This is a genomic window from Zhihengliuella sp. ISTPL4, assembly GCF_002848265.1.
In the GTDB taxonomy this organism is placed as follows: domain Bacteria; phylum Actinomycetota; class Actinomycetes; order Actinomycetales; family Microbacteriaceae; genus Microbacterium.
On record NZ_CP025422.1, the window covers coordinates 3,273,767 to 3,296,860 of the forward strand.

30 protein-coding genes are annotated in these 23,094 nt (G+C 67.6%); 28 read left to right on the forward strand and 2 right to left on the reverse strand.

Annotated elements, in window-relative coordinates; genetic code table 11:
* The first annotated feature begins 26 nt into the window (after window positions 1-26).
* Together CYL12_RS15685 and CYL12_RS15690 are read left to right on the forward strand one after the other, a co-directional pair.
* On the forward strand, window positions 27-1,058 hold the full coding sequence (locus CYL12_RS15685; RefSeq protein ID WP_101848417.1) for a hypothetical protein: 1,032 nt from the start codon (window positions 27-29) through the stop codon (window positions 1,056-1,058).
* A 37-nt stretch (window positions 1,059-1,095) separates the two neighbouring features.
* Complete coding sequence (locus CYL12_RS15690) at window positions 1,096-2,106, forward strand: alpha/beta hydrolase (protein WP_101848418.1); 1,011 nt, start codon at window positions 1,096-1,098, stop codon at window positions 2,104-2,106.
* On the opposite strand, the gene CYL12_RS15695 is transcribed toward CYL12_RS15690, so the two are convergent.
* Window positions 2,097-2,729 (reverse strand): GntR family transcriptional regulator, encoded by a 633-nt coding sequence (locus tag CYL12_RS15695; RefSeq protein ID WP_101848419.1) that lies wholly within the window; start codon window positions 2,727-2,729, stop codon window positions 2,097-2,099. The two genes, CYL12_RS15690 and CYL12_RS15695, sit on opposite strands and share 10 nt — an antisense overlap.
* Before the next feature lie 416 nt (window positions 2,730-3,145).
* Complete coding sequence (locus CYL12_RS15700; RefSeq protein ID WP_101848420.1) at window positions 3,146-3,634, reverse strand: YajQ family cyclic di-GMP-binding protein; 489 nt, start codon at window positions 3,632-3,634, stop codon at window positions 3,146-3,148.
* Between the two features lie 333 nt (window positions 3,635-3,967).
* Here CYL12_RS15700 and CYL12_RS15705 point away from each other — a divergent pair, with 333 nt between their 5' ends.
* The 26 genes from CYL12_RS15705 to rplE all read left to right on the forward strand — a co-directional run bounded on the left by CYL12_RS15705 (window position 3,968) and on the right by rplE (window position 23,030).
* Window positions 3,968-5,179 carry a sugar ABC transporter substrate-binding protein gene (locus tag CYL12_RS15705; protein WP_101848421.1) on the forward strand — a complete coding sequence of 404 codons (1,212 nt, stop codon included), beginning with the start codon at window positions 3,968-3,970 and terminating at the stop codon, window positions 5,177-5,179.
* A gap of 72 nt (window positions 5,180-5,251) precedes the next feature.
* Window positions 5,252-6,856: an ABC transporter permease subunit gene (locus CYL12_RS15710; protein WP_101848422.1), complete on the forward strand. Its 1,605-nt coding sequence runs from the start codon at window positions 5,252-5,254 to the stop codon at window positions 6,854-6,856.
* Window position 6,857: 1 nt separating this feature from the next.
* Window positions 6,858-7,778, forward strand: a complete 921-nt coding sequence (locus CYL12_RS15715; RefSeq protein WP_101848423.1) for a sugar ABC transporter permease — start codon at window positions 6,858-6,860, stop codon at window positions 7,776-7,778.
* Window positions 7,779-7,914: 136 nt separating this feature from the next.
* Entirely contained in the window at window positions 7,915-8,067 is a 153-nt protein-coding gene (locus tag CYL12_RS17360) for a hypothetical protein (protein ID WP_199399152.1), read from the forward strand.
* Window positions 8,068-8,180: 113 nt separating this feature from the next.
* Window positions 8,181-9,311 carry an ABC transporter gene (locus tag CYL12_RS15720; RefSeq protein ID WP_101848424.1) on the forward strand — a complete coding sequence of 377 codons (1,131 nt, stop codon included), beginning with the start codon at window positions 8,181-8,183 and terminating at the stop codon, window positions 9,309-9,311.
* A 71-nt stretch (window positions 9,312-9,382) separates the two neighbouring features.
* Entirely contained in the window at window positions 9,383-9,811 is a 429-nt protein-coding gene (locus tag CYL12_RS15725; RefSeq protein ID WP_233486775.1) for a hypothetical protein, read from the forward strand.
* Window positions 9,812-9,860: 49 nt separating this feature from the next.
* The gene (locus CYL12_RS15730) at window positions 9,861-10,508 is read left to right on the forward strand and encodes a spermidine/putrescine ABC transporter substrate-binding protein (RefSeq protein ID WP_199399153.1); all 648 of its coding nucleotides are present in this window, start codon (window positions 9,861-9,863) and stop codon (window positions 10,506-10,508) included.
* A gap of 226 nt (window positions 10,509-10,734) precedes the next feature.
* A complete protein-coding gene (rpsL, locus tag CYL12_RS15735) occupies window positions 10,735-11,103 on the forward strand; it encodes a 30S ribosomal protein S12 (protein WP_013584051.1) in 369 nt (122 codons plus the stop codon).
* Window positions 11,104-11,108: 5 nt separating this feature from the next.
* Window positions 11,109-11,579 carry a 30S ribosomal protein S7 gene (rpsG, locus tag CYL12_RS15740; protein WP_017201608.1) on the forward strand — a complete coding sequence of 157 codons (471 nt, stop codon included), beginning with the start codon at window positions 11,109-11,111 and terminating at the stop codon, window positions 11,577-11,579.
* Window positions 11,580-11,666: 87 nt separating this feature from the next.
* Window positions 11,667-13,781, forward strand: coding sequence for an elongation factor G (gene fusA / locus CYL12_RS15745; protein WP_025102411.1), 2,115 nt, complete (start codon window positions 11,667-11,669; stop codon window positions 13,779-13,781).
* Between the two features lie 167 nt (window positions 13,782-13,948).
* Window positions 13,949-15,142, forward strand: a complete 1,194-nt coding sequence (tuf, locus tag CYL12_RS15750) for an elongation factor Tu (RefSeq protein WP_062632876.1) — start codon at window positions 13,949-13,951, stop codon at window positions 15,140-15,142.
* 149 nt (window positions 15,143-15,291) lie between these two features.
* A complete protein-coding gene (locus CYL12_RS15755; RefSeq protein WP_101848426.1) occupies window positions 15,292-15,504 on the forward strand; it encodes a hypothetical protein in 213 nt (70 codons plus the stop codon).
* Window positions 15,505-16,368: 864 nt separating this feature from the next.
* Entirely contained in the window at window positions 16,369-16,677 is a 309-nt protein-coding gene (gene rpsJ / locus CYL12_RS15760; protein WP_017201594.1) for a 30S ribosomal protein S10, read from the forward strand.
* Between the two features lie 8 nt (window positions 16,678-16,685).
* Window positions 16,686-17,345, forward strand: coding sequence for a 50S ribosomal protein L3 (gene rplC, locus CYL12_RS15765; protein WP_062632874.1), 660 nt, complete (start codon window positions 16,686-16,688; stop codon window positions 17,343-17,345).
* A gap of 2 nt (window positions 17,346-17,347) precedes the next feature.
* Window positions 17,348-18,010: a 50S ribosomal protein L4 gene (gene rplD, locus CYL12_RS15770; protein WP_025102407.1), complete on the forward strand. Its 663-nt coding sequence runs from the start codon at window positions 17,348-17,350 to the stop codon at window positions 18,008-18,010.
* Window positions 18,007-18,330 carry a 50S ribosomal protein L23 gene (gene rplW, locus CYL12_RS15775; protein ID WP_025102406.1) on the forward strand — a complete coding sequence of 108 codons (324 nt, stop codon included), beginning with the start codon at window positions 18,007-18,009 and terminating at the stop codon, window positions 18,328-18,330. Before rplD ends, rplW begins: the two co-directional genes overlap by 4 nt.
* A 20-nt stretch (window positions 18,331-18,350) precedes the next feature.
* Entirely contained in the window at window positions 18,351-19,190 is an 840-nt protein-coding gene (gene rplB, locus CYL12_RS15780; protein WP_025102405.1) for a 50S ribosomal protein L2, read from the forward strand.
* A gap of 12 nt (window positions 19,191-19,202) precedes the next feature.
* Complete coding sequence (rpsS, locus tag CYL12_RS15785; RefSeq protein ID WP_017201589.1) at window positions 19,203-19,484, forward strand: 30S ribosomal protein S19; 282 nt, start codon at window positions 19,203-19,205, stop codon at window positions 19,482-19,484.
* Window positions 19,485-19,509: 25 nt separating this feature from the next.
* On the forward strand, window positions 19,510-19,908 hold the full coding sequence (rplV, locus tag CYL12_RS15790; protein WP_025102404.1) for a 50S ribosomal protein L22: 399 nt from the start codon (window positions 19,510-19,512) through the stop codon (window positions 19,906-19,908).
* Window positions 19,908-20,660, forward strand: a complete 753-nt coding sequence (rpsC, locus tag CYL12_RS15795) for a 30S ribosomal protein S3 (protein ID WP_025102403.1) — start codon at window positions 19,908-19,910, stop codon at window positions 20,658-20,660. Before rplV ends, rpsC begins: the two co-directional genes overlap by 1 nt.
* A complete protein-coding gene (rplP, locus tag CYL12_RS15800; protein WP_025102402.1) occupies window positions 20,660-21,079 on the forward strand; it encodes a 50S ribosomal protein L16 in 420 nt (139 codons plus the stop codon). The genes rpsC and rplP overlap by 1 nt, the downstream gene beginning before the upstream one ends.
* Window positions 21,079-21,396, forward strand: coding sequence for a 50S ribosomal protein L29 (gene rpmC, locus CYL12_RS17495; protein ID WP_025102401.1), 318 nt, complete (start codon window positions 21,079-21,081; stop codon window positions 21,394-21,396). Before rplP ends, rpmC begins: the two co-directional genes overlap by 1 nt.
* Window positions 21,396-21,713, forward strand: coding sequence for a 30S ribosomal protein S17 (rpsQ, locus tag CYL12_RS15810; RefSeq protein WP_025102400.1), 318 nt, complete (start codon window positions 21,396-21,398; stop codon window positions 21,711-21,713). The genes rpmC and rpsQ overlap by 1 nt, the downstream gene beginning before the upstream one ends.
* On the forward strand, window positions 21,710-22,078 hold the full coding sequence (gene rplN, locus CYL12_RS15815; protein WP_025102399.1) for a 50S ribosomal protein L14: 369 nt from the start codon (window positions 21,710-21,712) through the stop codon (window positions 22,076-22,078). The genes rpsQ and rplN overlap by 4 nt, the downstream gene beginning before the upstream one ends.
* Window positions 22,079-22,080: 2 nt before the next feature.
* Complete coding sequence (rplX, locus tag CYL12_RS15820; protein WP_025102398.1) at window positions 22,081-22,440, forward strand: 50S ribosomal protein L24; 360 nt, start codon at window positions 22,081-22,083, stop codon at window positions 22,438-22,440.
* Window positions 22,440-23,030 carry a 50S ribosomal protein L5 gene (rplE, locus tag CYL12_RS15825; RefSeq protein ID WP_025102397.1) on the forward strand — a complete coding sequence of 197 codons (591 nt, stop codon included), beginning with the start codon at window positions 22,440-22,442 and terminating at the stop codon, window positions 23,028-23,030. Before rplX ends, rplE begins: the two co-directional genes overlap by 1 nt.
* The last annotated feature ends 64 nt before the right edge of the window (window positions 23,031-23,094 follow it).

Below are 23,094 nucleotides of genomic sequence, written 5' to 3' on the forward strand. Positions count from 1 at the left end.
GGTCCTGCCCGCTCTAGGCTGAGGTCATGCGACCTCGTGCACTCCTGGCCCTCGGCGCCGTGGCCGTGCTCCTGCTGTCCGGCTGTGCGCCCGAGCCGGAGGGGAAGCCGACGGGAACGCCGACGGCGGCGGGCACGCCCGCGCCGACGGGCGTGCCGGCGGACGCGCCGACCCCGGCCTTCGACGTGGATTGCGCCGATGTCGCGGCAGCGATGCCGAGTGTCAACGGCGGGGCCGGCAGCGAGGTGGCCGAGGTTCTCGGCGTGTGGTCGTCACCGAGCTGGTACCCCGGACCTGCGCAGCACATGTTCCAGCGGGCGGGCGGGATCGCCTGCTCGGCCGGGACAGCGGAGCGCAATTGGGAGGTCACGATCCTCCCCGACGCCACGGAGATCACCACCGGCGCGGAGTCGCGAGGCGGGTTCTCCGGGGAGGAGGCCCGGTGCGAGGGCGGCGGGTACTGCTTCTTCCAGCTCATCGACGGCGAGGTGCTGGTGACGGCGACTGTCGTCGATCCCGAACTCGGGCCCGACGACACGACGGCGCTGGAGGACGCGCTCCGCGGACTGGCCGCGTCCGCCGTCGCGTCGCTGCGCACCGTGGAGGCGCCGGAGAGCGCCGTCGCCGGAGTGGACTGCACGCGGTTCCTGACGGCCGCCGAGCTCGGCGAGCAGATCGGCACCGAGGTGCATGTGGTCGACGCCTTCGGCGGCTGGTCGATCCCCGCCGAGGTCTATCAGGAGCGCAACGGGTCGCGGATCTGCTATTACGCGTCGGCAGAGGACGAGTACGCGGCGCAGGGCTACGTCACCCTCACGAGCCTGCCCGGCGGCGCCTGGGCGTTCGACGCGCTCGAGGGAGAAGACGAGATCGAGGTGGCGGGGGCGGATGCCGCCCTCACCGGTGTCGATGAGCTCGGCCGGCCGGTGCTCGACCTGCGCGTCGGCGGGGACTGGCTGCGCCTGACGACGTTCGACGGCTCCGGCATCGACGACCTTGCACCGATCGCCGCCACCATCGCGGACGATTTCGCCGTCACCCGTCCCGGCGGCGAATGACCGCGGTGGGCTAGCCTGGGCGCGAGGGGGAGGACGCATGGCCGAGTGGATCCCGGATGTGCTCGGTGACGAGTTCACCCAGCTCACCCTCGACCTCGGCAGCGACGAGCAGGGTCCGGTGGTCGCGACGCTCGTCCGCGCCCTTCCGGCTCCCGTCCCGTGGTGGGAACGTGCCCGCCGCCGTCGCCCGCTGCTGGAGGACGTGGACGTCCTCTACGTCCACGGATGGTCGGACTACTTCTTCCAGAAGCGCTTGGCGCGGTTCTGGACCGCCCGCGGCGCCCGCTTCTTCGCCCTCGACCTGCGCAAGTACGGGCGCAGTCTGCGCGAGGGGCAGACCCCCGGCTACATCACCGACCTCTCCACCTACGACGAGGACATCGCGGCGGCCCTGGACGCGATGGGACGGGGCGAGGGCGGCGAGCACAGCGGGCGGCGTCTGGTCCTGTTCGGACACTCGACCGGCGGCTTGACCCTGAGCCTGTGGGCGTCGCGGCATCCCGGCGCGGCTGATGCCCTCGTCCTGAACAGCCCATGGCTGGAGTTCCAGTTCGCTCCCGTACGCGCCGCCATCGCTCCGATGGTGGAGTTCCAGGCGCGCATCCGCCCGCTCGACGTCGCGCCGCAGATCGACCTCGGCTACTACACGCGGGCGCAGCAGGAGGTGGCCGACCCCGACGACCCGATGGAGGTCAACACCGCGTGGCGTCCGGTGCAGACGATGGCCGTGTACGCCGGATGGCTCAACGCGATCCTGTCCGGGCACAAGACCGTCGCGGCCGGTCTGGGCATCGAGGCGCCCGTGTGCGTGCTGCTGTCGGCGCGGTTCGTGCCCCCGACGCGGTGGTCGGAGGAGTTGACCTCCGCCGACTCCGTGCTCGTCGTCGACGACATCGCCCGCGCGGCCCTGCGGTTGGGCTCCACGGTGACGGTCGAACGGATCGATGGCGCCCTGCACGACGTCTTCCTGTCCCGGCACGAGGCCAGAGAGGACGCCTACCGCCGCCTGCACCGCTGGGTCCTGGGTTGGCGCGCGGCTCATACGTAGTACATCGCGCGAGCGAGACGTTCCGCTTCGTCGCCGTCGCCGGCGCGCACCGCCTCGGCGAAGTCCGCGTAGACCTCTCGCATGCGGTCGCGGTCGCCCGGGCGCACCACCCATCCGCGCAGATTCCGGGTGACCGCGACGGCGACGTCGTCGATGAGCATCCGGTGCTGACGGTTTCCGCTGTGGTCGGCGAGGTATGCGAAGACGGCCCAGCGTGCCCGTGCCGTGGAGGCGCCGTCGGCGAGGGAGTCCTGCAGGCGTTCGATGAGCTCGAGCGCACGCTCGCGCTGCACGGCGCTGAGACGCGGCACCGCCATCCGCGCTGCGATGCCGCCCTGATATCCGGCGAACTCCCGTGAATCGGCCACGATCTGCGGGGTGACCATCGTCACCTCCGTGTACCTGCTCGGGTACATGGTCACCAGGCCCAACCGCTCCAGCCGTTGCAGCGCTTCGCGAACCGGGGTGCGCGAGACGTGGAGCTCGTCCGCCACGTCGATGTCTCGGATGCGGTCGCCTTCGGCGAACTCTCCGTCCGTGATGAGGCGCCCGATGTGGCGGAACACCTCGTCCGCCAGCAGCTGCTTGCTCTCTCCGATGCCCTTCGGCTTGATCTGCGCCATGGCCCAGCCCCCGTCGTCCTTTTCGTCTGCGACCTCCGTCCTCTCCCCGGGCGATGGGAGGAGCGGCGGTCGCAGGATTGCCGTCACGCCTCCTCGGGGGGTCGATCCGCGTGGGGGCGCGCAGCGGACGGGGAGGCTTGTCATGAACCCCAGGACCGATCGGCGTGCGACGCTGGCAGGCCCCGGGGCCGACGCGAGCTTCGGAGGCCCGTGCCGCTCCTTCCCCTGACCCGGCCGACAACCTCGAAGCGCATCCACGCGGCGATCGGGTGTCGGGCGGGGATGGCGTCGGAGCCGTGACGAGTCACGACCGCTTCCAGTCTCGACGAAGAACACCGATATCTCGGTATGCGTTGGCCGGGGAAAAGAAAGGGCTCGGGGTGACTCCCGAGCCCTGGTCGCCGACGCGCGCGGCGTCAGCGGTAGTTGATGAACTGCAGATCGATGTCGAGGTCGCTGCCCTTGAGGAGCGCGATCACGGACTGAAGATCGTCGCGGCTCTTGGACTGCACGCGCAGCTCGTCGCCCTGGATCTGGCTCTTCACACCCTTCGGGCCCTCATCGCGGATGATCTTGCCGATCTTCTTCGCGTTCTCGGACGAGATGCCGTCCTTGAGGCTCGACACGATGCGGAACTCCTTGCCGCTGGCGAAGGGCTCACCCGAGTCGAGGCTCTTCAGCGAGATCCCGCGCTTGATCAGCTTGGACTGGAACACGTCGAGGACGGCGTTCGCGCGCTCCTCCGTGTTCGCGGTGATGAGGATCTGCTCGCCGCTCCAGGCGATCGAAGCGCCGGTCCCCTTGAAGTCGTAGCGCTGCTCCACCTCTTTGCGCGCCTGGTTCAGGGCGTTCTCGGCCTCCTGGCGATCCACTTTCGAGACGATGTCAAAGGAACTGTCAGCCATGACTCAACTGTATCCGCGGGTGTCCGGAAAGTCCCGCCGGCGCGGCTCCGCGGGAGAGAGCGCCGCCCCGGCGCCTCGACTCCGTCGACGCCGTCGAACGCGGCTCGATCGATCGCGTCCTCCGCGATGCGCCGCACCGTACTGGCGGTGACGCCGCGCGCTGACGCTTTCACCGTCGGCGACATGGAAGCGTTTTCATGCCTCGCGCCTCGCTCCGGGCCGATCACGGGTTGATATCAACGCTTTCGCGGATTGTGATCATGTTTGAAAACGATGCATACTGTAAGCGCTTGCAGTCTTGCAGGCGCTCAGCACTGAGAGAGGCACACACCAATGAAGGTGAACAAGAGGGGCATGGTCGCCGCGGGCGCCATCGCCATCGTTTCGGCTCTGACGCTCGCCGGCTGCTCGACCGGATCCGGCGGCGACGACTCTTCCTCCGGTGAGGACAGCGGCGGCACGCTGACGGTCTGGGTCGACGCCGAGCGGGTCGATGCGCTGCAGGGCGCAGCGGACGCGTACCAGGAGAAGACCGGTGTCACGGTCAAGCTGGTGGGGAAGTCCGTCGACGACATGAAGGACGACTTCATCCAGCAGGTCCCGACCGGCAAGGGTCCGGACGTGGTCATGGGCGCTCACGACTGGCTCGGCGAGCTCTCGACCAACGGTGTCGTCGCTCCGATCGAACTCGGCGACAGCTCCGAGGACTACCTCCCCGTCGCCCTGCAGGCAGCGACCTATGAAGGCACCGTCTACATGCTTCCGTACGCGGTCGAGAACATCGCCGTGCTGCGCAACGCCGACCTCGTCCCGGAGCCCGCGACGAGCTTCGACGACATGGTCTCGAAGGGCACGTTCGTCGTGGAGCAGGGCGCCGAGGGAAACCCCTACCACCTGTACCCGTTCCAGACCGCGTTCGGTGCTCCGGTCTTCGGCACCGACGACAGCGGCAGCTACGACCCGACCGACCTTCAGCTCGGCAGCGAGGGCGGCTTCGCCTTCGCCGACTGGCTGGGTGTGCAGGGCGCGGCCGGCACGCTGAACACCGACATCGACGGCGAGATCGCCAAGCAGCAGTTCCTCGACGGCACCGCCGCCTTCTGGCTGACCGGTCCGTGGAACGTGGGGGCGGCCACCGAGGCCGGCATCAACGTCGAGATCGACCCGATCCCGAGCCCGACGGGGGAGACGGCCTCGCCGTTCGCCGGCGTCAAGGGCTTCTTCGTGAGCGCGGAGTCGAAGAACAAGGTCGCCGCCAACGACTTCCTCGTCAACTACCTCGGCACGGAAGACGTGCAGCTGGAGCTGTTCAAGGCGGGCAACGTGCTCCCGGCCCTGACGGCTGCCGCGGACACCGCGGCGTCCGACCCGATCATCGCCGGCTTCCAGGCCGTCGGCGCCGACGCGGTCCCGATGCCGGCGATCCCGGCGATGGGCGCGGTCTGGCAGTTCTGGGGCGTGGCCGAGGCCGCGATCATCAACGGCGAAGACCCGCAGGCGACGTGGCAGAAGCTCGTCGACGACGTGACCGCGGCGATCGAGTAACGCCCGACCAGACGACGACCCTGCCGGGGCGGGCCGCCCAGCCCGCCCCGGCAGGACCATGACGAGGACGACATGACAGACACCGAAGAGCGCACCGCGCCCCCCACGCCTCGGCAGCGCCAGGCGGCGAAGATCGCCGAGGCGGCCTCCCGACCGATCGGGTGGATGCTGCTCAAGATCCTGCTGCTGGCGATCGTGGACGCGATCGCGGTCTACGCCGTGTTCGTGCTGCTCGTCCAGCGCGAGTGGCTCGTCCTCGGCCTCGTCGTCGCGGTGACGGTCGTCGTCAACTACATCTACTTCTCCCGCAAGCGCATCGCGGCGAAGTACCTCACCCCCGGCATCATCTTCCTGGTCCTGTTCCAGGTCTTCACGCTGCTCTACACGGGCTACATCGGCTTCACGAACTACGGCACCGGCCACAACGGGAGCAAGGAGCAGGCGATCTCGTCGCTGCTCGCCTCCGCGCAGGAGCGCGTCGAGGACTCGCCGACGTATCCGGTCACGGTGGTCGAGCAGTTCGGCACCTACGGCTTCCTCGTCACGGATCCCGAGGACGGTGATGCGCTCCTCGGCACGGCGGAGCAGCCACTCGCCGAGGTCGACGCGCAGTTCGAAGGCGGCAAGGCCGTCGCCGTGGACGGGTGGACTACGCTTCCGCTCGCCACCGTCTTCACTCTCTCGGAGGAGCTGGAGCAGCTCTCCGTCCCGTTCAGCGACGACCCCAACGAGGGCAGCCTCCGTGCACCCGACGGGCAGAACGGCTACCTCTACGTCTCGACGCTGACCTACGACGCCGATGCCGACACGATCACGGACACCGCGACCGGCACGGTCTACAGCGACACGGGTGACGGCGCGTTCACCGCCGAGGACGGCGCGCAGCTGCTGCCCGGCTGGCAGACCACGGTCGGCTTCGACAACTTCATCCGCGCGGTGACCGACGAGTCCATCCGCGGTCCGCTCATCTCCGTCACGATCTGGACCTTCGTCTTCGCACTCGTGTCCGTCGCGACGACGTTCTTCCTCGGCCTGCTCCTCGCGCTCGTCTTCAACAACACGCGCATGCGATTCCGGAACGGCTACCGCATCATCCTGATCCTCCCGTATGCCTTCCCGGCGTTCCTCTCGGCGCTCGTCTGGGCCGGGATGATGAACGAGAGCTTCGGGTTCATCAACCAGGTGCTTTTCGGCGGCGCGGCCATCCCGTGGCTCACCGACCCGGTGCTGGCGAAGGTGTCCGTGCTGCTGGTGAACCTCTGGCTCGGCTTCCCGTACATGTTCCTCGTCTGCATGGGGGCGCTGCAGGGCATCCCGGAGGACGTCAACGAGGCCGCCGTCATGGACGGCGCCAACGCGTGGCAGATCTTCCGCCGCATCAAGCTGCCGCTGCTGCTGGTGACCGTGGCGCCGCTGCTGATCTCGTCGTTCGCGTTCAACTTCAACAACTTCAACCTGATCTACATGCTGACCAAGGGCGGCCCGCGCTTCAGTGACGTGTCGATCCCGGTCGGCCACACCGACATCCTCATCTCGATGGTCTACAAGGTCGCGTTCACGGGACAGACGCGCGACTACGGTCTCGCCTCCGCCTTCACGATCCTGATCTTCGTCGTGGTCGCGACGATCTCGATCATCAGCTTCCGCAAGACCAAGGCCCTCGAGGAGCTGAACTGACATGAGCACCGTCCGCAGCACCCGCACCGCCCGCCGCACCGCCCGCCGCACCGCTCCGTCGCGCCGTCCGTTCGGCGCCTGGTTCGCCGACACCGGCTGGCGTCACCTCGTCGCGATCGTGGTGAGCGCGTTCGCCCTCTTCCCGCTCCTCTATGTCGTGTCGGCCTCGCTCAACCCGCAGGGCACGCTCACCGGGTCGAACCAGCTCTTCTCGGCCATCGGGATCGACAGCTACGTGCGCATCCTCAGCGATCCCCAGAACCCGTACGGGACATGGTTCCTGAACACCCTGCTCATCGCGGTCGTGACCGGAGCGGTCACCGTCTTCATCGGAGCGTGTGCGGCCTACGCGTTCTCGCGCATGCGCTTCGCCGGACGTCGGGTCGGGCTCGTCACCATCGTCGTGGTGCAGATGTTCCCGCAGCTGCTCGCGGTCGTCGCGATCTTCCTGCTGATGTCGACGCTGGGGGACTGGTTCCCGGCGATCGGCCTCAACACCCACACGGGCCTGATCCTCGTCTACCTCGGCGGCGCGCTCGGCGTGAACACCTACCTGATGTACGGATTCTTCAACACGATCCCCAAGGAGATCGACGAGGCGGCCCGCATCGACGGCGCCGGGCACGCACGGATCTTCTTCACGATCATCCTGCGCCTGGTCGCCCCGATCCTCGCGGTCGTCGGTCTGCTCTCCTTCATCGGCACGGTGAACGAGTACGTGATCGCGAGCGTCATGCTCGTCGACGTGGATCAGCAGACCCTCGTCGTCGGTCTGACCAAGCTCGTGGCGAACCCCCGCTACGCCGACTGGTCGGCCTTCTCGGCCGGCGCGGTCATGGCCGCGATCCCGGTCATGGTGCTCTTCCTCTTCCTGCAGAAGTACATCGTCGGCGGTCTGACCGCGGGGGCGACCAAGGGCTGATCGAAGTGCTGCACGGTGCCGGCATCCGGCCTCCGGCTGTCGTGGCGGATCGGGGGCCGCGGGATCCGATGACTCGGATAGGTCAGACGCGGCGTTGCTCCTCACCGGTGTGAGGGCTCGGGCCTACGGTGGGAGCATGGCGCGCGTGGGGGGACGGAACCTCGGGATCAGCTGGTTCGCCGGCATCGTGTGCGCAGGGATCGTCGCCGGACTCGTCTGGCTGTCACTGCCGATGGTGCCGATCCTCGCGCAGTTCGCCGGCGACGCTCTGCGCAACACCTTCCCGTGAGCGGCGCCGACCCGCGGAAGCGCGCGTATGGCGACACGTCGGCACGCCTCCGGAAGCGCCGGGACGCGCGGCGGTAATCTCACACTGCACATCCCCGATGAGAGGCGCATCCCATGAGTGATCCCGAGGCTCGTCAGCCCGAGAAGTCGAACGACGTCGACGACGTCGTCGGCAGCGCGAACGCCGGTCTCGACGCCGCGGCCGCGGCCCGCGGAGATGTCTCCGGCCACGCCGACGACTCACGCGCGGATGATCCCCGTGCCGCAGACGCCGATGCCGCCCCGGCCGGCACCGAGCCGGCGACCGACTCCACGGTGACGCGTCAGGAGTCCGCTGTCGATCCGGACCTCGCCGCGTTCGAGGCTGCCGAGCGCGAGCACCCCGGCACCTTCGGGTCCGCCGTGCCGACGCCCTCGCGCAACGACGCTGACCGCTTCACCGCCGATCGCCGTGACGCGGATCTGCGGGACGCCGACCGACGCGACGCGACGCCGGAGACCTCGCTCTACGCGACCCCCGAGACCTCTCTGTACGACACGCCGACCCCTTCGGCGCACGAGGAGTCGGCGATGGCGGGCGCGGCCTACGCGTCGCACGCCGACGACACCGACACCCGGATCGTGCCGTCCGAGCCGCTCACCAACGGCGCGGCCGCCGCACAGCAGCCCCAGCCGCAGCCGCAGCCGATCTTCGTCCAGGCGCCGGAGCCGCCGCGCGAGCGAGGCAACCGCGGCACCGCCGGGGCCATCGGCCTGCTCGCCACCGTCGCCTTCGCGCTGCTCTACCTCGCCACCACGCTCGGCCTCGCAGCCCTCGCCGGCGATGTGAACGGGGAGAACATCGGTGAGGCGCTCGTCGCGCCGCTGCTCACGTGGGGCTTCTGGACCCCGGTGGTCGTCTTCTTCCTCGGATTCTGGCTGCTCGGAGCGATCATCAACCGCGGGCGGTGGGGCCTCTGGGTCGTGTTCGGCATCATCGTCGGCCTCATCGCGTACGCCGGTCACATCCTGGGACAGCTCTTCGAGGCGCCCTTCTGGAAGCTCACCGCCTCTCAGGGCCTCGAACTCGCGGGGGAGCAGCTGCTGGCGCCGCTGGCCATCGCAGCCTTCGTCTTCGCCCGCGAACTCACGATCTGGTTCGGCGCCTGGGTGGCCCGCAGCGGCGCCCGCAAGACCGAGCTGAACGAAGAGGCGCAGCGCGAGTACGAGCGCACCCTCGAGGCCGGTCCGACCCTCTCGAGGTAATCACGAACACCACCACGCCGAACCCCCGCGGGCCCGAGTCCGCGGGGGTTTCGGCTGTCCTCGCGACGGTGATGGCCACCATCGGGTTCTTCGCCCTCGCGGTGTTCGGTCTGGGAGCGCTGAGCGTCGCCACCGATCGCGACCTCATCGACGCGCCGGGACTCGGACAGGTGCCGGGGGTGTCCGGCATGGTCGCGGCCGTCGTCGTGTTCGCGCTGGTCCTGTGGGCGACGGTGCGGCGCGGCCGGGCATCCTTCGGCTCCGCGCCGGTCATCGCCCTGCTGACGGCGCTCGTGCACCTGGCCACCCTGTGGATCGCGGTCCTCGTGGCGACGAGCGACCTGGTCGTGGCCACCGCCGTCGCCGGCGACCTCGTCCGCGGCGGTGCGAGCCTCGTGCTCCTCGTCGCGGCGGCGGTGGCGGCGTGGGGTGGCATCGCCGTCCGCCGGACCCGGTCGGCGGCGCCGCGATGGCCGTGGGAGCGCGACGAGGGGGAGTGACACCCCGCAAATCCGCGCGGTGAGCCGCGACGCGCCGTACGCTGGTGGAGTGGAGCGCTCACTGGAGACGCAGGTCGACCAGGCCGTCGAGGCCTGGTTGCGCTGGGTGCCGCGCTGGGAGCCGGCGACCCACCGTGGTCGTACCGCTCCCTGCCGACGTTGCCTCGGATCTCCCGTCCTCGCCGCGGCAGGCATCGCGGGCACCACACCGCACGGCGTGCAGCACGGCCTGTCGACGCGCATCAAGACGATCGTCGACCACGCGGTCGCGGACTACACCGCACGGAACCTGCCGACGCTGCAGCGCGAGCTCGACCAGCAGGCCGCGCGGAACCGAGCGCGGAGCTACCGCCCGACGGAAGACCTCGATCCCGAGTTCGAAGGCATGCCGTTGGATCCGGAGCCGGTGCCCGGCGCGCCGTTCCTCTTCACGATCGCCGGCCTCGCCGACGACTCGGCGGCCGAGCTGCCGCCGCTGCCCCCGCTCTCCGACGAGGCCAAGACCGCGCTGCGGCAGGAGGTCGCCCTGGCGGACGAGTATGCGAACCTCGTCGGCCGCGAGATCTGCGGGATCCTGCTCCGGCACCGGATCACGATCCAGGCGGCGGTGTCCCGGCACGTCGAGCCGCAGATCGAAGCGCTTCTCGCCGAGCTGACGGAGTCCCTCGACTCGCCGTTCGACCCCGACATCCCCTGACTCGGGCGGCCCCGACGGGCCCGGCCGTCATTTGACCGTCCGGTTACGCGGCATTACACTTGATCAGGTGTGTGCACGTCCTGACGTGTGCGCTGGGCGTCGGCACCTCGCCGGTCCGCCCCCACGGCATACCCATCACACCAAAAGCTCGTCGGTTCCGGCGTGCCGGTGGGTCATGATGTGAAACCCATCACGCTGTCACCGTGCAGCACTATGAGGAGAGAACGTGCCAACCATTCAGCAGTTGGTTCGCAAGGGTCGCTCGCCCAAGGTCTCGAAGACCAAGGCGCCCGCGCTCAAGTCGAACCCGCAGCAGGCCGGGGTCTGCACCCGCGTCTACACCACCACCCCGAAGAAGCCGAACTCGGCGATGCGCAAGGTCGCTCGTGTGAAGCTCCGCAACGGGACCGAGGTCACCGCGTACATCCCCGGTGAGGGCCACAACCTGCAGGAGCACTCGCTGGTGCTCGTCCGCGGCGGTCGTGTGAAGGACCTCCCCGGTGTGCGTTACAAGATCGTCCGTGGCGCTCTGGACACCCAGGCCGTCAAGAACCGTAAGCAGGCTCGTTCCCGCTACGGCGCGAAGAAGGGTTGAGTTAGATGCCTCGTAAGGGTCCCGCCCCCAAGCGCCCCGTCGTCAACGACCCGGTCTACGGCGCTCCGATCGTCACCTCGCTGGTGAACAAGATCCTCGTCGACGGCAAGAAGTCGCTGGCCGAGTCGATCGTCTACGGCGCCCTCCGCGGCGTCGAGGCGAAGAACGGTCAGGACGCCGTCGCCACCCTGAAGAAGGCGCTCGACAACGTGCGCCCCACGCTCGAGGTCCGCAGCCGCCGCGTCGGTGGCTCGACCTACCAGGTTCCGGTCGAGGTCAAGCCGCACCGTGCGAACACCCTCGCGCTGCGCTGGCTCGTGAGCTACGCGAAGGGTCGTCGCGAGAAGACGATGACCGAGCGTCTCCAGAACGAGATCCTGGACGCGTCGAACGGCCTCGGTGCCGCGGTCAAGCGCCGCGAGGACACCCACAAGATGGCCGAGTCGAACCGCGCGTTCGCTCACTACCGCTGGTAATCAGCTTCGCCGGCTCCTCGGCCTCTCGCTGAGGGGCCGGCACCCCCTCTTCGCAGTACACCTGCTCCAAAAGATAAGGACACTCCTGTGGCACAAGACGTGCTCACGGACCTGAGCAAGGTCCGCAACATCGGCATCATGGCGCACATCGATGCCGGCAAGACCACGACGACCGAGCGCATCCTGTTCTACACGGGCGTCAACCACAAGCTCGGCGAGACGCACGACGGTGCCTCGACCACCGACTGGATGGAGCAGGAGAAGGAGCGCGGCATCACGATCACGTCTGCCGCCGTGACCTGCTTCTGGAACAAGAACCAGATCAACATCATCGACACCCCCGGTCACGTGGACTTCACGGTCGAGGTGGAGCGCTCGCTCCGCGTCCTCGACGGTGCGGTCGCCGTGTTCGACGGCAAGGAGGGCGTCGAGCCCCAGTCCGAGACCGTGTGGCGTCAGGCCGACAAGTACAACGTCCCCCGCATCTGCTTCGTCAACAAGATGGACAAGCTCGGCGCGGACTTCTACTTCACGGTCGACACGATCATCAACCGCCTCGGCGCCAAGCCGCTGGTGCTGCAGCTCCCGATCGGTGCCGAGAACGACTTCGTCGGCGTCATCGACCTCGTCGAGATGCGCGCGCTGGTGTGGCCCGGCGACGCCAAGGGTGACGTGACCATGGGCGCCTCCTACGAGGTGCAGGAGATCCCGGCCGACCTCAAGGACAAGGCCGAGGACTACCGCCAGCAGCTGCTGGAGACGGTCGCCGAGACCGACGAGGAGCTTCTCGAGAAGTTCTTCGGCGGCGAGGAGCTCACCGTCGCGGAGATCAAGGGCGCCATCCGCAAGATGGTCGTCGCCAGCGAGATCTATCCGGTCCTGTGCGGCTCCGCCTTCAAGAACCGCGGTGTGCAGCCGATGCTGGACGCCGTCGTCGACTACCTCCCGTCCCCGCTGGACGTGCCCGCCATCGAGGCGCACGACCCGAAGGACGAGGAGAAGATCATCGAGCGTCACCCCGACGCGAAGGACCCGTTCGCGGCCCTGGCCTTCAAGGTCGCCGTGCACCCGTTCTTCGGTCGTCTGACGTACGTGCGCGTCTACTCGGGCGAGCTCGAGTCGGGTGCCCAGGTCATCAACTCGACCAAGGGCAAGAAGGAGCGCATCGGGAAGATCTTCCAGATGCACGCCAACAAGGAGAACCCGGTCGACAAGCTGACCGCCGGCAACATCTACGCCGTCATCGGCCTGAAGGACACCACCACCGGTGACACCCTCGCCGACATCGCGCAGCCGGTCGTCCTCGAGTCGATGACGTTCCCGGAGCCGGTGATCGAGGTCGCCATCGAGCCGAAGACCAAGGCCGACCAGGAGAAGCTGGGTCTCGCGATCCAGAAGCTCGCTGAGGAGGACCCGACCTTCCGCACGGAGCTCAACCCCGAGACCGGTCAGACGACCATCAAGGGCATGGGCGAGCTGCACCTCGACATCCTCGTGGACCGCATGAAGCGCGAGTTCCGCGTCGAGGCGAACGTCGGCAAGCCGCAGGTGGCCTACCGCGAGACGATCCGCAAGGCCGTCGAGAAGCACGACTACACGCACAAGAAGCAGACCGGTGGATCGGGCCAGTTCGCCAAGATCCAGTTCAACATCGAGCCGCTCGAGCTCGATGGGGAGAAGACGTACGAGTTCGTGAACGCGGTCACCGGTGGCCGCATCCCGCGCGAGTACATCGGCTCGATCGATGCTGGTTTCCAGGACGCCATGAACGTCGGTGTCCTCGCGGGCTACCCGATGGTGGGCGTCAAGGCGACCATCGTCGACGGTGCGGCGCACGACGTCGACTCGTCGGAGATGGCGTTCAAGATCGCGGGCTCCATGGGCTTCAAGGAGGCCGCTCGCCGTGCCAACCCCGTGCTGCTCGAGCCGCTGATGGCCGTCGAGGTCCGTACTCCGGAGGAGTACATGGGCGACGTCATCGGCGACCTGAACTCGCGTCGTGGCCAGATCCAGTCGATGGAGGACGCCGCCGGCGTCAAGGTCGTGCGCGCCGCGGTGCCGCTGTCCGAGATGTTCGGCTACATCGGCGACCTGCGCTCGAAGACCTCGGGCCGTGCCGTCTACTCCATGGAGTTCGACAGCTACGCCGAGGTCCCGCGCGCGGTGGCCGACGAGATCGTCCAGAAGGCCAAGGGCGAGTAATCGCTCTTCTGGGAACCCTGGGGTGCTGAGCCTGTCGAAGCACCCGGGGTTCCCAGGTCACCTACAACTTCACATTCCCTCTCTACTAAACTGAGAACCTAACCCGTAGAGAACCGGTCGCAAACCAGTGCCCGGCACCTCTACAACGACGTCCTGAGGAGGACCCAGTGGCTAAGGCCAAGTTCGAGCGGACCAAGCCGCACGTCAACATCGGAACGATCGGTCACGTCGACCACGGCAAGACCACGCTCTCCGCAGCGATCTCGAAGGTGCTTGCTGACAAGTACCCGTCCGACACGAACGTGCAGCGTGACTTCGCTTCCATCGACTCGGCGCCGGAAGAGCGCCAGCGCGGTATCACGATCAACATCTCGCACATCGAGTACGAGACCCCGAAGCGCCACTACGCCCACGTTGACGCCCCCGGCCACGCCGACTACGTCAAGAACATGATCACGGGTGCGGCGCAGATGGACGGCGCGATCCTCGTCGTCGCGGCCACCGACGGCCCGATGGCGCAGACGCGCGAGCACGTGCTGCTCGCCAAGCAGGTCGGCGTCCCCTACCTGCTCGTCGCGCTGAACAAGTCCGACGCGGTCGACGACGAGGAGATCCTGGAGCTCGTCGAGCTCGAGGTCCGCGAGCTGCTCTCGAGCCAGGGCTTCGACGGCGACAACGCTCCCGTCGTGCGCGTCTCCGCTCTCAAGGCCCTCGAGGGCGACGAGAAGTGGGTCGACGCGATCCTCGAGCTCATGCAGGCTGTCGACGACAGCGTTCCGGACCCGGAGCGTGACCGTGACAAGCCGTTCCTCATGCCCGTCGAGGACGTCTTCACGATCACCGGTCGTGGCACCGTCGTCACGGGTCGCGCCGAGCGTGGCACCCTGGCCATCAACTCCGAGGTCGAGATCGTGGGTCTGCGCCCGACGCAGAAGACGACCGTCACCGGTATCGAGATGTTCCACAAGCAGCTCGACGAGGCCTGGGCCGGCGAGAACTGTGGTCTGCTCCTCCGCGGCACCAAGCGCGAGGACGTGGAGCGCGGCCAGGTCATCGTGAAGCCGGGTTCGGTCACGCCGCACACCGACTTCGAGGGCACGGCCTACATCCTGTCCAAGGACGAGGGTGGCCGCCACAACCCCTTCTACACGAACTACCGTCCGCAGTTCTACTTCCGCACCACGGACGTCACCGGCGTCATCACGCTGCCCGAGGGCACCGAGATGGTCATGCCCGGCGACACCACCGACATGACGGTCGAGCTGATCCAGCCGATCGCCATGGAGGAGGGCCTCGGCTTCGCCATCCGTGAGGGTGGTCGTACGGTCGGCGCCGGTACGGTGACGAAGATCATCAAGTAAGCATCTGCTTCCTCGCAAAGGGGTCGGGCCTTCGGGCTCGGCCCCTTTGTCGATGTCAGGGCGGGAGGGTTCCCTCCGGCCCCGGCTCGCGGCACAATGAGGGGGTTCGGATCGATCGCCGGACGCACACACCTCCGAAGGGGATTCCCATGGGTATCGATGACGCCGTCAACAAGGGCAGGGACCTGTACGAGCAGAACAAGGACAAGCTCGCCGAAGCGGTGAAGAGCGAGCAGGCCGAGGACATCAGCGACAAGGTGCTGGACGGCGTCGCCGACTTCGCCAAGAAGATCGCGCCCGGCGCGGCGGACAAGATCGACGAGATCCGCGAGAGCGCGGACAAGGCCGTCGGCAACGAATAGAGCGCGGTTCTGCGTGGAGAGCGGCGGTCCCGGTTGACGGGGCCGTCGCTCTTCCGCGTCCCGGGGTGGACCGCGGCGCCGCGCCCTCGGATGTGGCGCGTTCACAGAGACATCGAGTAGGATCGACTCGACCGCCTGGGGATCTTGCGGTTGGGGGCGCCGAAGGGGTTCGGCTCTCGAATCACGCGGTTCATCCGCGTTCACACTGGGGAAAGCGATCTTGGGGATCATCGTGCGACGCGCGCACTCCGTGCGCCTGAGCGTCTCCCCGCCTGCGCGGCGGGTCTTCCGCCGTGCCCTCGGTCGAGGCGTCCGGCGTCCCTTCACGCTGGATTCCTCGCGTTCGGTGTGCCCCCTCGCGCCGAACGCCCTCCCCAAGCGGGGCGAGGCATGGGGATGCCTCGCCCCGCGCTCCTCTGCGGGCTGAGCGCCCGCAGGGAGGGGTTCGCTGGGAGTCCGGTGAGCGCGACACGCCCGGGTTTGCGGAAGTGAAATCCGCCGTGGCAGAATAGACAGGTTCGATATTCCGTCGCCGCTGCGCGTGCGCCGGATCACTGCCAGGGCAGTGCATAGACGGCGTCTCCCCCGGGAGGCTGCAGGGTTCTAGGCCGCGGGCAGCAGAACACAATCCCGACACCTTCATCATCGAGGGCACTGCCGTGCGCGGCGGGGGTCGGGCATCCGTCACCTCCGGGTGCACGGCTGACAGCAGAACAGTGGTGCAGCCTCTTCGACAGGCTCCCGACCGCGAGGTCGAGGGCCCGAGAAGACGAGTGCCGAGGCGCGAACAGCGCCGACGTGCGTCCAATGCCCCAGGGCCACCCGGTCCCGGACGGTAAGACGCTTAAAGAGAGAGAGCAGACAATGGCGGGACAGAAGATCCGCATTCGCCTGAAGTCGTATGACCACGAGGTCATCGACACGTCCGCACGCAAGATCGTCGACACCGTGACCCGTGCGGGCGCGACCGTCGTCGGACCCGTGCCCCTTCCGACCGAGAAGAACGTCGTGTGCGTCATCCGGTCGCCCCACAAGTACAAGGACAGCCGCGAGCACTTCGAGATGCGCACCCACAAGCGCCTGATCGACATCGTCGACCCGACGCCCAAGGCCGTCGACTCGCTGATGCGTCTCGACCTGCCGGCCGACGTCAACATCGAGATCAAGCTCTGAGGTTCGACATGGCTGACATCAACTCCAAGGTTTCCAAGGGCATGCTCGGCACCAAGCTCGGCATGACCCAGGTCTGGAACGAGAACGGCAAGCTCGTTCCCGTCACCGTCATCGAGCTCGCGCCGAACGTGGTCACCCAGATCCGTACCCCCGAGAAGGACGGCTACAACGCCGTGCAGATCGCGTACGGCCAGATCGACCCGCGCAAGGTGAACAAGCCCCTCTCGGCTCACTTCGAGGCTGCCGGCGTCACGCCGCGTCGCCACGTGACCGAGGTCCGCACGGCCGACGCCGCCGACTACACCCTGGGCCAGGAGCTCACGGTGGACGGCACGTTCGAGGCCGGCCAGCTCGTCGACGTCGTCGGCACGAGCAAGGGCAAGGGCACCGCCGGTGTCATGAAGCGCCACAACTTCAAGGGCGTCTCGGCATCGCACGGTGCGCACCGCAACCACCGCAAGCCCGGCTCCATCGGCGCATCGTCGACCCCGAGCCGCGTCTTCAAGGGCATGCGCATGGCCGGCCGTATGGGTGGCGAGCGCGTGACCGTCCTCAACCTCACGGTGCACGCCATCGACATCGAGAAGGGACTCATGCTCGTCAAGGGCGCCGTCCCCGGTGCTCGCGGCCGCATCGTCTACGTCCGCAACGCAGTGAAGGGTGCCTGATCATGGCTGACTCCACTCTCGCGCTCGACGTCCTCAAGGCAGACGGCAAGAAGGCAGGCTCGGTCGAGCTTCCCGCCGCGCTGTTCGACGTCAAGACGAACATCCCGCTCATCCACCAGGTCGTCGTCGCGCAGCTCGCGGCGGCTCGCCAGGGCACGCACTCGACCAAGCGTCGTGGCGAGGTCTCGGGTGCCGGCCGCAAGCCCTTCAAGCAGAAGGGCACGGGTAACGCCCGTCAGGGCTCGATCCGCGCGCCGCACATGACCGGTGGTGGCATCGTGCACGGCCCGAAGCCGCGCGACTACTCGCAGCGCACCCCCAAGAAGATGATCGCGGCCGCCCTGCTGGGCGCGCTCAGCGACCGCTTCCGCGGTGACCGTCTGCACGCGATCGACACCTTCGGCACCGACGGCGCGCCGTCGACCAAGGCCGCCGCGGGCTTCCTCGCCCAGGTCGCCACGTCGAAGAACGTCCTCGTGGTCATCGAGCGCGGCGACGAGCTCGCGCTCAAGAGCATCCGCAACCTCGGCCACGTCCACGTGCTGACGTTCGACCAGCTCAACGCCTACGACGTGCTCGTCTCCGACGACATCGTCTTCACCCAGGCCGCGCTCGAGGGCTTCATCGCCTCCAAGTCCGGCGCCAACCAGGAGGTCTCCGCATGAGCGAGCAGGCATCTGTTCTCCAGACGGCCCTGAACAAGGACCCGCGCGACATCATCCTGAAGCCGGTCGTGTCCGAGAAGAGCTACGGCCTGATCGACGAGGGCAAGTACACCTTCCTCGTCGACCCGCGCGCTTCGAAGACCGAGATCAAGCTCGCCATCGAGAAGATCTTCGGCGTCAAGGTCGCGTCCGTCAACACGATCAACCGCGTCGGCAAGGCCCGTCGCACCCGCTTCGGCACCGGTAAGCGCAAGGACACCAAGCGCGCCATCGTGAGCCTGAAGTCGGGCACCATCGACATCTTCACGGCAATCGGCTGATCCGGGGGATAAGGACAATCATGGCTATTCGCAAGTACAAGCCCACGACCCCGGGCCGTCGCGGCTCGTCGGTGGCTGACTTCGCCGAGATCACCCGATCGACGCCGGAGAAGTCGCTGCTGCGCCCGATCTCGAAGACCGGTGGTCGCAACAACCAGGGCCGCATCACGACCCGTCACATCGGTGGTGGCCACAAGCGCCAGTACCGCGTCATCGACTTCCGTCGCAATGACAAGGACGGCGTGAACGCCAAGGTCGCGCACATCGAGTACGACCCCAACCGCACCGCGCGCATCGCGCTGCTGCACTACTTCGACGGCGAGAAGCGCTACATCCTCGCGCCGGCGAAGCTGAAGCAGGGCGACATCGTCGAGTCGGGCCCCGCGGCGGACATCAAGCCGGGAAACAACCTCCCGCTGAAGAACATCCCCACGGGTACCGTCATCCACGCCATCGAGCTCCGCCCCGGCGGCGGCGCGAAGATGGCGCGCTCGGCCGGTGCGTCGGTCCGCCTCGTCGCCAAGGACGGCCCCTACGCCCAGCTGCGTCTGCCCTCCGGTGAGATCCGCAACGTCGATGCGCGCTGCCGCGCGACCATCGGCGAGGTCGGCAACGCCGAGCAGTCGAACATCAACTGGGGCAAGGCCGGCCGCATGCGCTGGAAGGGCGTCCGCCCGACCGTCCGCGGTGTCGCGATGAACCCGGTCGACCACCCGCACGGTGGTGGTGAGGGCAAGACGTCCGGTGGACGTCACCCCGTCTCCCCGTGGGGTCAGGCCGAGGGCCGCACCCGCCACGCCAACAAGGAAAGCGACAAGTACATCGTGCGTCGTCGCAACGCCGGCAAGAAGCGCAAGTAGGAGTAAGAGAAGATGCCTCGCAGTCTCAAGAAGGGCCCCTTCGTCGACGAGCACCTGCTTCGCAAGGTGGTCGTGCAGAACGAAGCCGGCACGAAGAACGTCATCAAGACCTGGTCCCGCCGGTCCATGATCATCCCGGCCATGCTGGGTCACACGATCGCGGTCCACGACGGTCGCAAGCACATCCCCGTGTTTGTCTCCGAGACCATGGTCGGCCACAAGCTGGGCGAGTTCGCGCCCACCCGCACCTTCCGCGGCCACGAGAAGGACGACAAGAAGGGCCGTCGCCGCTGACGCGGCGGCGATAGAGGAGAGAGAAATGGTGGAGTCCATCGCACGCGTGCGACACATCCGCGTGACCCCTCAGAAGGCTCGTCGTGTCGTCGCGCTCATCAAGGGCAAGCAGGCCCAGGAGGCTCTGGCGATCCTGAAGTTCGCTCAGCAGTCCGCCAGTGAGCCGATCTACAAGCTTGTCGCGTCGGCCATGGCCAACGCGCAGGTCAAGGCGGATCGTGACGGCGAGTACCTCGACGAGCAGGACCTGTACGTGAAGAACGCGTACGTGGACGAGGGCACGACGCTCAAGCGTTTCCAGCCCCGTGCACAGGGTCGCGCTTTCCAGATCAAGAAGCGCACGAGCCACATCACGGTCGTGCTCTCGACGCCGGAGGCGGCTCCTGCCGCGGCCGGCGACAGCAACAAGAAGGCGAGCAAGTAATGGGACAGAAGGTCAACCCGTACGGCTTCCGCCTCGGCATCACCACGGACCACGTGTCGCGCTGGTTCTCCGACTCGACGAAGCCGGGTCAGCGTTACGCCGACTACGTGGCCGAGGACATCAAGATCCGTCGCCTGCTGCAGACGCAGCTCGACCGTGCCGGCGTCTCGAACATCGAGATCGAGCGCACCCGTGACCGCGTCCGCGTCGACATCCACACCGCCCGCCCGGGCATCGTGATCGGTCGTCGTGGCGCAGAGGCCGAGCGCATCCGCGGCGACCTCGAGAAGCTCACGGGCAAGCAGATCCAGCTGAACATCCTCGAGGTCAAGAACCCCGAGGCCGACGCTCAGCTGGTCGCCCAGGGCATCGCCGAGCAGCTCTCGGCTCGCGTGGCGTTCCGTCGCGCGATGCGCAAGGGTCTGCAGGGCGCGCAGCGCGCCGGCGCCAAGGGCATCCGCATCCAGGTCTCGGGCCGTCTCGGCGGCGCCGAGATGAGCCGGTCGGAGTTCTACCGCGAGGGTCGTGTGCCGCTGCACACGCTGCGCGCGAACATCGACTACGGCTTCTACGAGGCCAAGACCACCTTCGGCCGCATCGGCGTGAAGGTGTGGATCTACAAGGGCGACCTCACCGCCAAGGAGCTCGCGCGCGAGCAGGCCAACGCGCCGAAGTCGCGCCGTGACGACCGTGGTGACCGCCGCCGTGCCCCGCGCAACGAGGCACCTGTTGCAGAAGGAGCGTCGGCATAATGCTCATCCCCCGTAAGGTCAAGTACCGCAAGCAGCACCACCCGGGGCGCTCGGGTCAGGCCACCGGCGGCACGAAGGTCTCCTTCGGCGAGTTCGGCATCCAGGCCCTCACCCCCGCGTACGTGACGAACCGTCAGATCGAGTCCGCTCGTATCGCGATGACCCGTCACATCAAGCGTGGCGGCAAGGTGTGGATCAACATCTACCCGGACCGTCCGCTCACGAAGAAGCCGGCCGAGACCCGCATGGGTTCCGGTAAGGGTTCCCCCGAGTGGTGGGTCGCCAACGTCAAGCCGGGCCGCGTCCTCTTCGAGGTCGCGGGTGTCGACGAGCAGCTCGCTCGCGAGGCACTGACCCGTGCAATCCACAAGCTGCCGCTCAAGGCACGCATCATCAAGCGCGAGGAGGGCGACGCGTAATGGCGATCGGCACCAAGGAGCTCGCTCCGGCAGAGCTCGACACGTTCGAAGACCAGCGCCTCGTTGAGGAGCTGCGCAAGGCCAAGGAGGAGCTGTTCAACCTCCGTTTCCAGTCGGCCACCGGCCAGCTGGAGAGCCACGGCCGCATCCGCGCCGTCAAGCGCGACATCGCGCGCCTCTACACGGTGATCCGCGAGCGCGAGCTGGGCATCCGTGCGACGCCCGCTCCGGTCGAGGCTCCCGCGAAGAAGGCGACCAAGTCGAAGGCGAAGAAGGCGGACGCCGCCGAGGACGCCCCGAAGGAAGAGGCTGAGTGATGGCCACCAAGAAGGAAGCCGCCGTCGAGGCTGAGCACGCCGCTCACGACGTGCGCGACGCCGACGCCCGCGGGTACCGCAAGGCCCGTCGTGGCTATGTCGTCAGCGACAAGATGGACAAGACGATCGTCGTCGAGGTCGAGGACCGCGTGAAGCACCCGCTTTACGGCAAGGTCATCCGCCGCACGTCGAAGGTCAAGGCGCACGATGAGGCGAACTCCGCCGGCATCGGCGACCTGGTCCTGATCAACGAGACCCGCCCGCTGAGCGCCACCAAGCGCTGGCGTCTGGTGGAGATTCTGGAGAAGGCCAAGTGATTCAGCAGGAGTCCCGTCTCAAGGTCGCCGACAACACCGGCGCCAAGGAGCTGCTCACGATCCGCGTCCTCGGTGGCTCGCGCCGCCGGTACGCCGGTCTGGGCGACACCATCGTCGCGACCGTCAAGGACGCGATCCCCGGTGGCAACGTCAAGAAGGGCGACGTCGTCAAGGCGGTCATCGTCCGCACCAAGAAGGAGACCCGTCGTCCCGACGGCTCCTACATCAAGTTCGACGAGAACGCCGCCGTCATCCTGAAGAACGACGGGGAGCCCCGCGGCACCCGTATCTTCGGGCCGGTCGGCCGTGAGCTTCGCGACAAGAAGTTCATGAAGATCGTCTCGCTGGCACCGGAGGTCATCTGATCATGGCGAAGATCAAGAAGGGCGACCTGGTTCAGGTCATCTCGGGCGCCAAGCCCGAGCGTGGTGGCGACCGCGGCAAGCAGGGCAAGGTCCTCGACGTCCTCGTCGAGCAGAACCGTGTCGTCGTCGAAGGCGTCAACTACGTCACCAAGCACACGCGCGTCGGTCAGACGCAGCGTGGCACGAAGACGGGTGGCCTCGAGACCGTCGAGGCGCCCATCCACATCTCGAACGTCGCACTCGTCGACCCCTCGACCAAGAAGCCGACCAAGGTCGGCCACCGGGTCGAGGAGCAGACCAAGGACGGCGTGAAGCGCACCGTCCGCGTGCGCTTCGCGAAGAAGAGCGGTAAGGACCTCTGATGGCAACGACCGACGCTGCGGTGGCTGGCAAGATCCAGCCCCGCCTGAAGGCGAAGTACAACGCCGAGATCAAGAAGGCTCTGCAGGACGAGTTCGGCTACGAGAACGTCATGCAGATCCCCGGCCTGGTCAAGGTCGTCGTGAACACCGGTGTCGGCGAGGCTGCTCGCGACAGCAAGGTGATCGATGGTGCGGTCGACGACCTCACCAAGATCACCGGCCAGAAGCCGATCGTCACCAAGGCCCGCAAGTCCATCGCGCAGTTCAAGCTGCGTGAGGGCCAGGCCATCGGTGCGCACGTCACCCTCCGTGGCGACCGTGCGTGGGAGTTCGTGGACCGCCTGGTCTCGCTCGCACTGCCCCGCATCCGCGACTTCCGCGGTCTGTCGGCCAAGCAGTTCGACGGCAACGGCAACTACACCTTCGGTCTCCAGGAGCAGAGCGTGTTCCACGAGATCGATCAGGACAAGATCGACCGCGTCCGTGGTTTCGACATCACCGTCGTGACCTCGGCGAAGACGGACGACGAGGGCCGGGCGCTGCTCCGTCACCTCGGCTTCCCGTTCCGCGCGGACGACGCCCAGGCGTGACCCTTCGACGGGCTCAGTGGTCTCGTGTCACTGAGCCCGTCGATGTGCACGTACAATTGAAGAT

Coding starts and splice junctions, on each gene's coding strand:
- CYL12_RS15685 (WP_101848417.1), top strand. CDS start 27: ATGCGACCTCGTGCACTCCTGGCCCTCGGCGCCGTGGCCGTGCTCCTG.
- CYL12_RS15690 (WP_101848418.1), top strand. CDS start 1,096: ATGGCCGAGTGGATCCCGGATGTGCTCGGTGACGAGTTCACCCAGCTC.
- CYL12_RS15695 (WP_101848419.1), bottom strand. CDS start 2,729: ATGGCGCAGATCAAGCCGAAGGGCATCGGAGAGAGCAAGCAGCTGCTG.
- CYL12_RS15700 (WP_101848420.1), bottom strand. CDS start 3,634: ATGGCTGACAGTTCCTTTGACATCGTCTCGAAAGTGGATCGCCAGGAG.
- CYL12_RS15705 (WP_101848421.1), top strand. CDS start 3,968: ATGAAGGTGAACAAGAGGGGCATGGTCGCCGCGGGCGCCATCGCCATC.
- CYL12_RS15710 (WP_101848422.1), top strand. CDS start 5,252: ATGACAGACACCGAAGAGCGCACCGCGCCCCCCACGCCTCGGCAGCGC.
- CYL12_RS15715 (WP_101848423.1), top strand. CDS start 6,858: ATGAGCACCGTCCGCAGCACCCGCACCGCCCGCCGCACCGCCCGCCGC.
- CYL12_RS17360 (WP_199399152.1), top strand. CDS start 7,915: ATGGCGCGCGTGGGGGGACGGAACCTCGGGATCAGCTGGTTCGCCGGC.
- CYL12_RS15720 (WP_101848424.1), top strand. CDS start 8,181: ATGAGTGATCCCGAGGCTCGTCAGCCCGAGAAGTCGAACGACGTCGAC.
- CYL12_RS15725 (WP_233486775.1), top strand. CDS start 9,383: ATGGCCACCATCGGGTTCTTCGCCCTCGCGGTGTTCGGTCTGGGAGCG.
- rpsG (WP_017201608.1), top strand. CDS start 11,109: ATGCCTCGTAAGGGTCCCGCCCCCAAGCGCCCCGTCGTCAACGACCCG.
- CYL12_RS15755 (WP_101848426.1), top strand. CDS start 15,292: ATGGGTATCGATGACGCCGTCAACAAGGGCAGGGACCTGTACGAGCAG.
- rpsJ (WP_017201594.1), top strand. CDS start 16,369: ATGGCGGGACAGAAGATCCGCATTCGCCTGAAGTCGTATGACCACGAG.
- rplC (WP_062632874.1), top strand. CDS start 16,686: ATGGCTGACATCAACTCCAAGGTTTCCAAGGGCATGCTCGGCACCAAG.
- rplD (WP_025102407.1), top strand. CDS start 17,348: ATGGCTGACTCCACTCTCGCGCTCGACGTCCTCAAGGCAGACGGCAAG.
- rplW (WP_025102406.1), top strand. CDS start 18,007: ATGAGCGAGCAGGCATCTGTTCTCCAGACGGCCCTGAACAAGGACCCG.
- rplB (WP_025102405.1), top strand. CDS start 18,351: ATGGCTATTCGCAAGTACAAGCCCACGACCCCGGGCCGTCGCGGCTCG.
- rpsS (WP_017201589.1), top strand. CDS start 19,203: ATGCCTCGCAGTCTCAAGAAGGGCCCCTTCGTCGACGAGCACCTGCTT.
- rplV (WP_025102404.1), top strand. CDS start 19,510: ATGGTGGAGTCCATCGCACGCGTGCGACACATCCGCGTGACCCCTCAG.
- rpsC (WP_025102403.1), top strand. CDS start 19,908: ATGGGACAGAAGGTCAACCCGTACGGCTTCCGCCTCGGCATCACCACG.
- rplP (WP_025102402.1), top strand. CDS start 20,660: ATGCTCATCCCCCGTAAGGTCAAGTACCGCAAGCAGCACCACCCGGGG.
- rpmC (WP_025102401.1), top strand. CDS start 21,079: ATGGCGATCGGCACCAAGGAGCTCGCTCCGGCAGAGCTCGACACGTTC.
- rpsQ (WP_025102400.1), top strand. CDS start 21,396: ATGGCCACCAAGAAGGAAGCCGCCGTCGAGGCTGAGCACGCCGCTCAC.
- rplX (WP_025102398.1), top strand. CDS start 22,081: ATGGCGAAGATCAAGAAGGGCGACCTGGTTCAGGTCATCTCGGGCGCC.
- rplE (WP_025102397.1), top strand. CDS start 22,440: ATGGCAACGACCGACGCTGCGGTGGCTGGCAAGATCCAGCCCCGCCTG.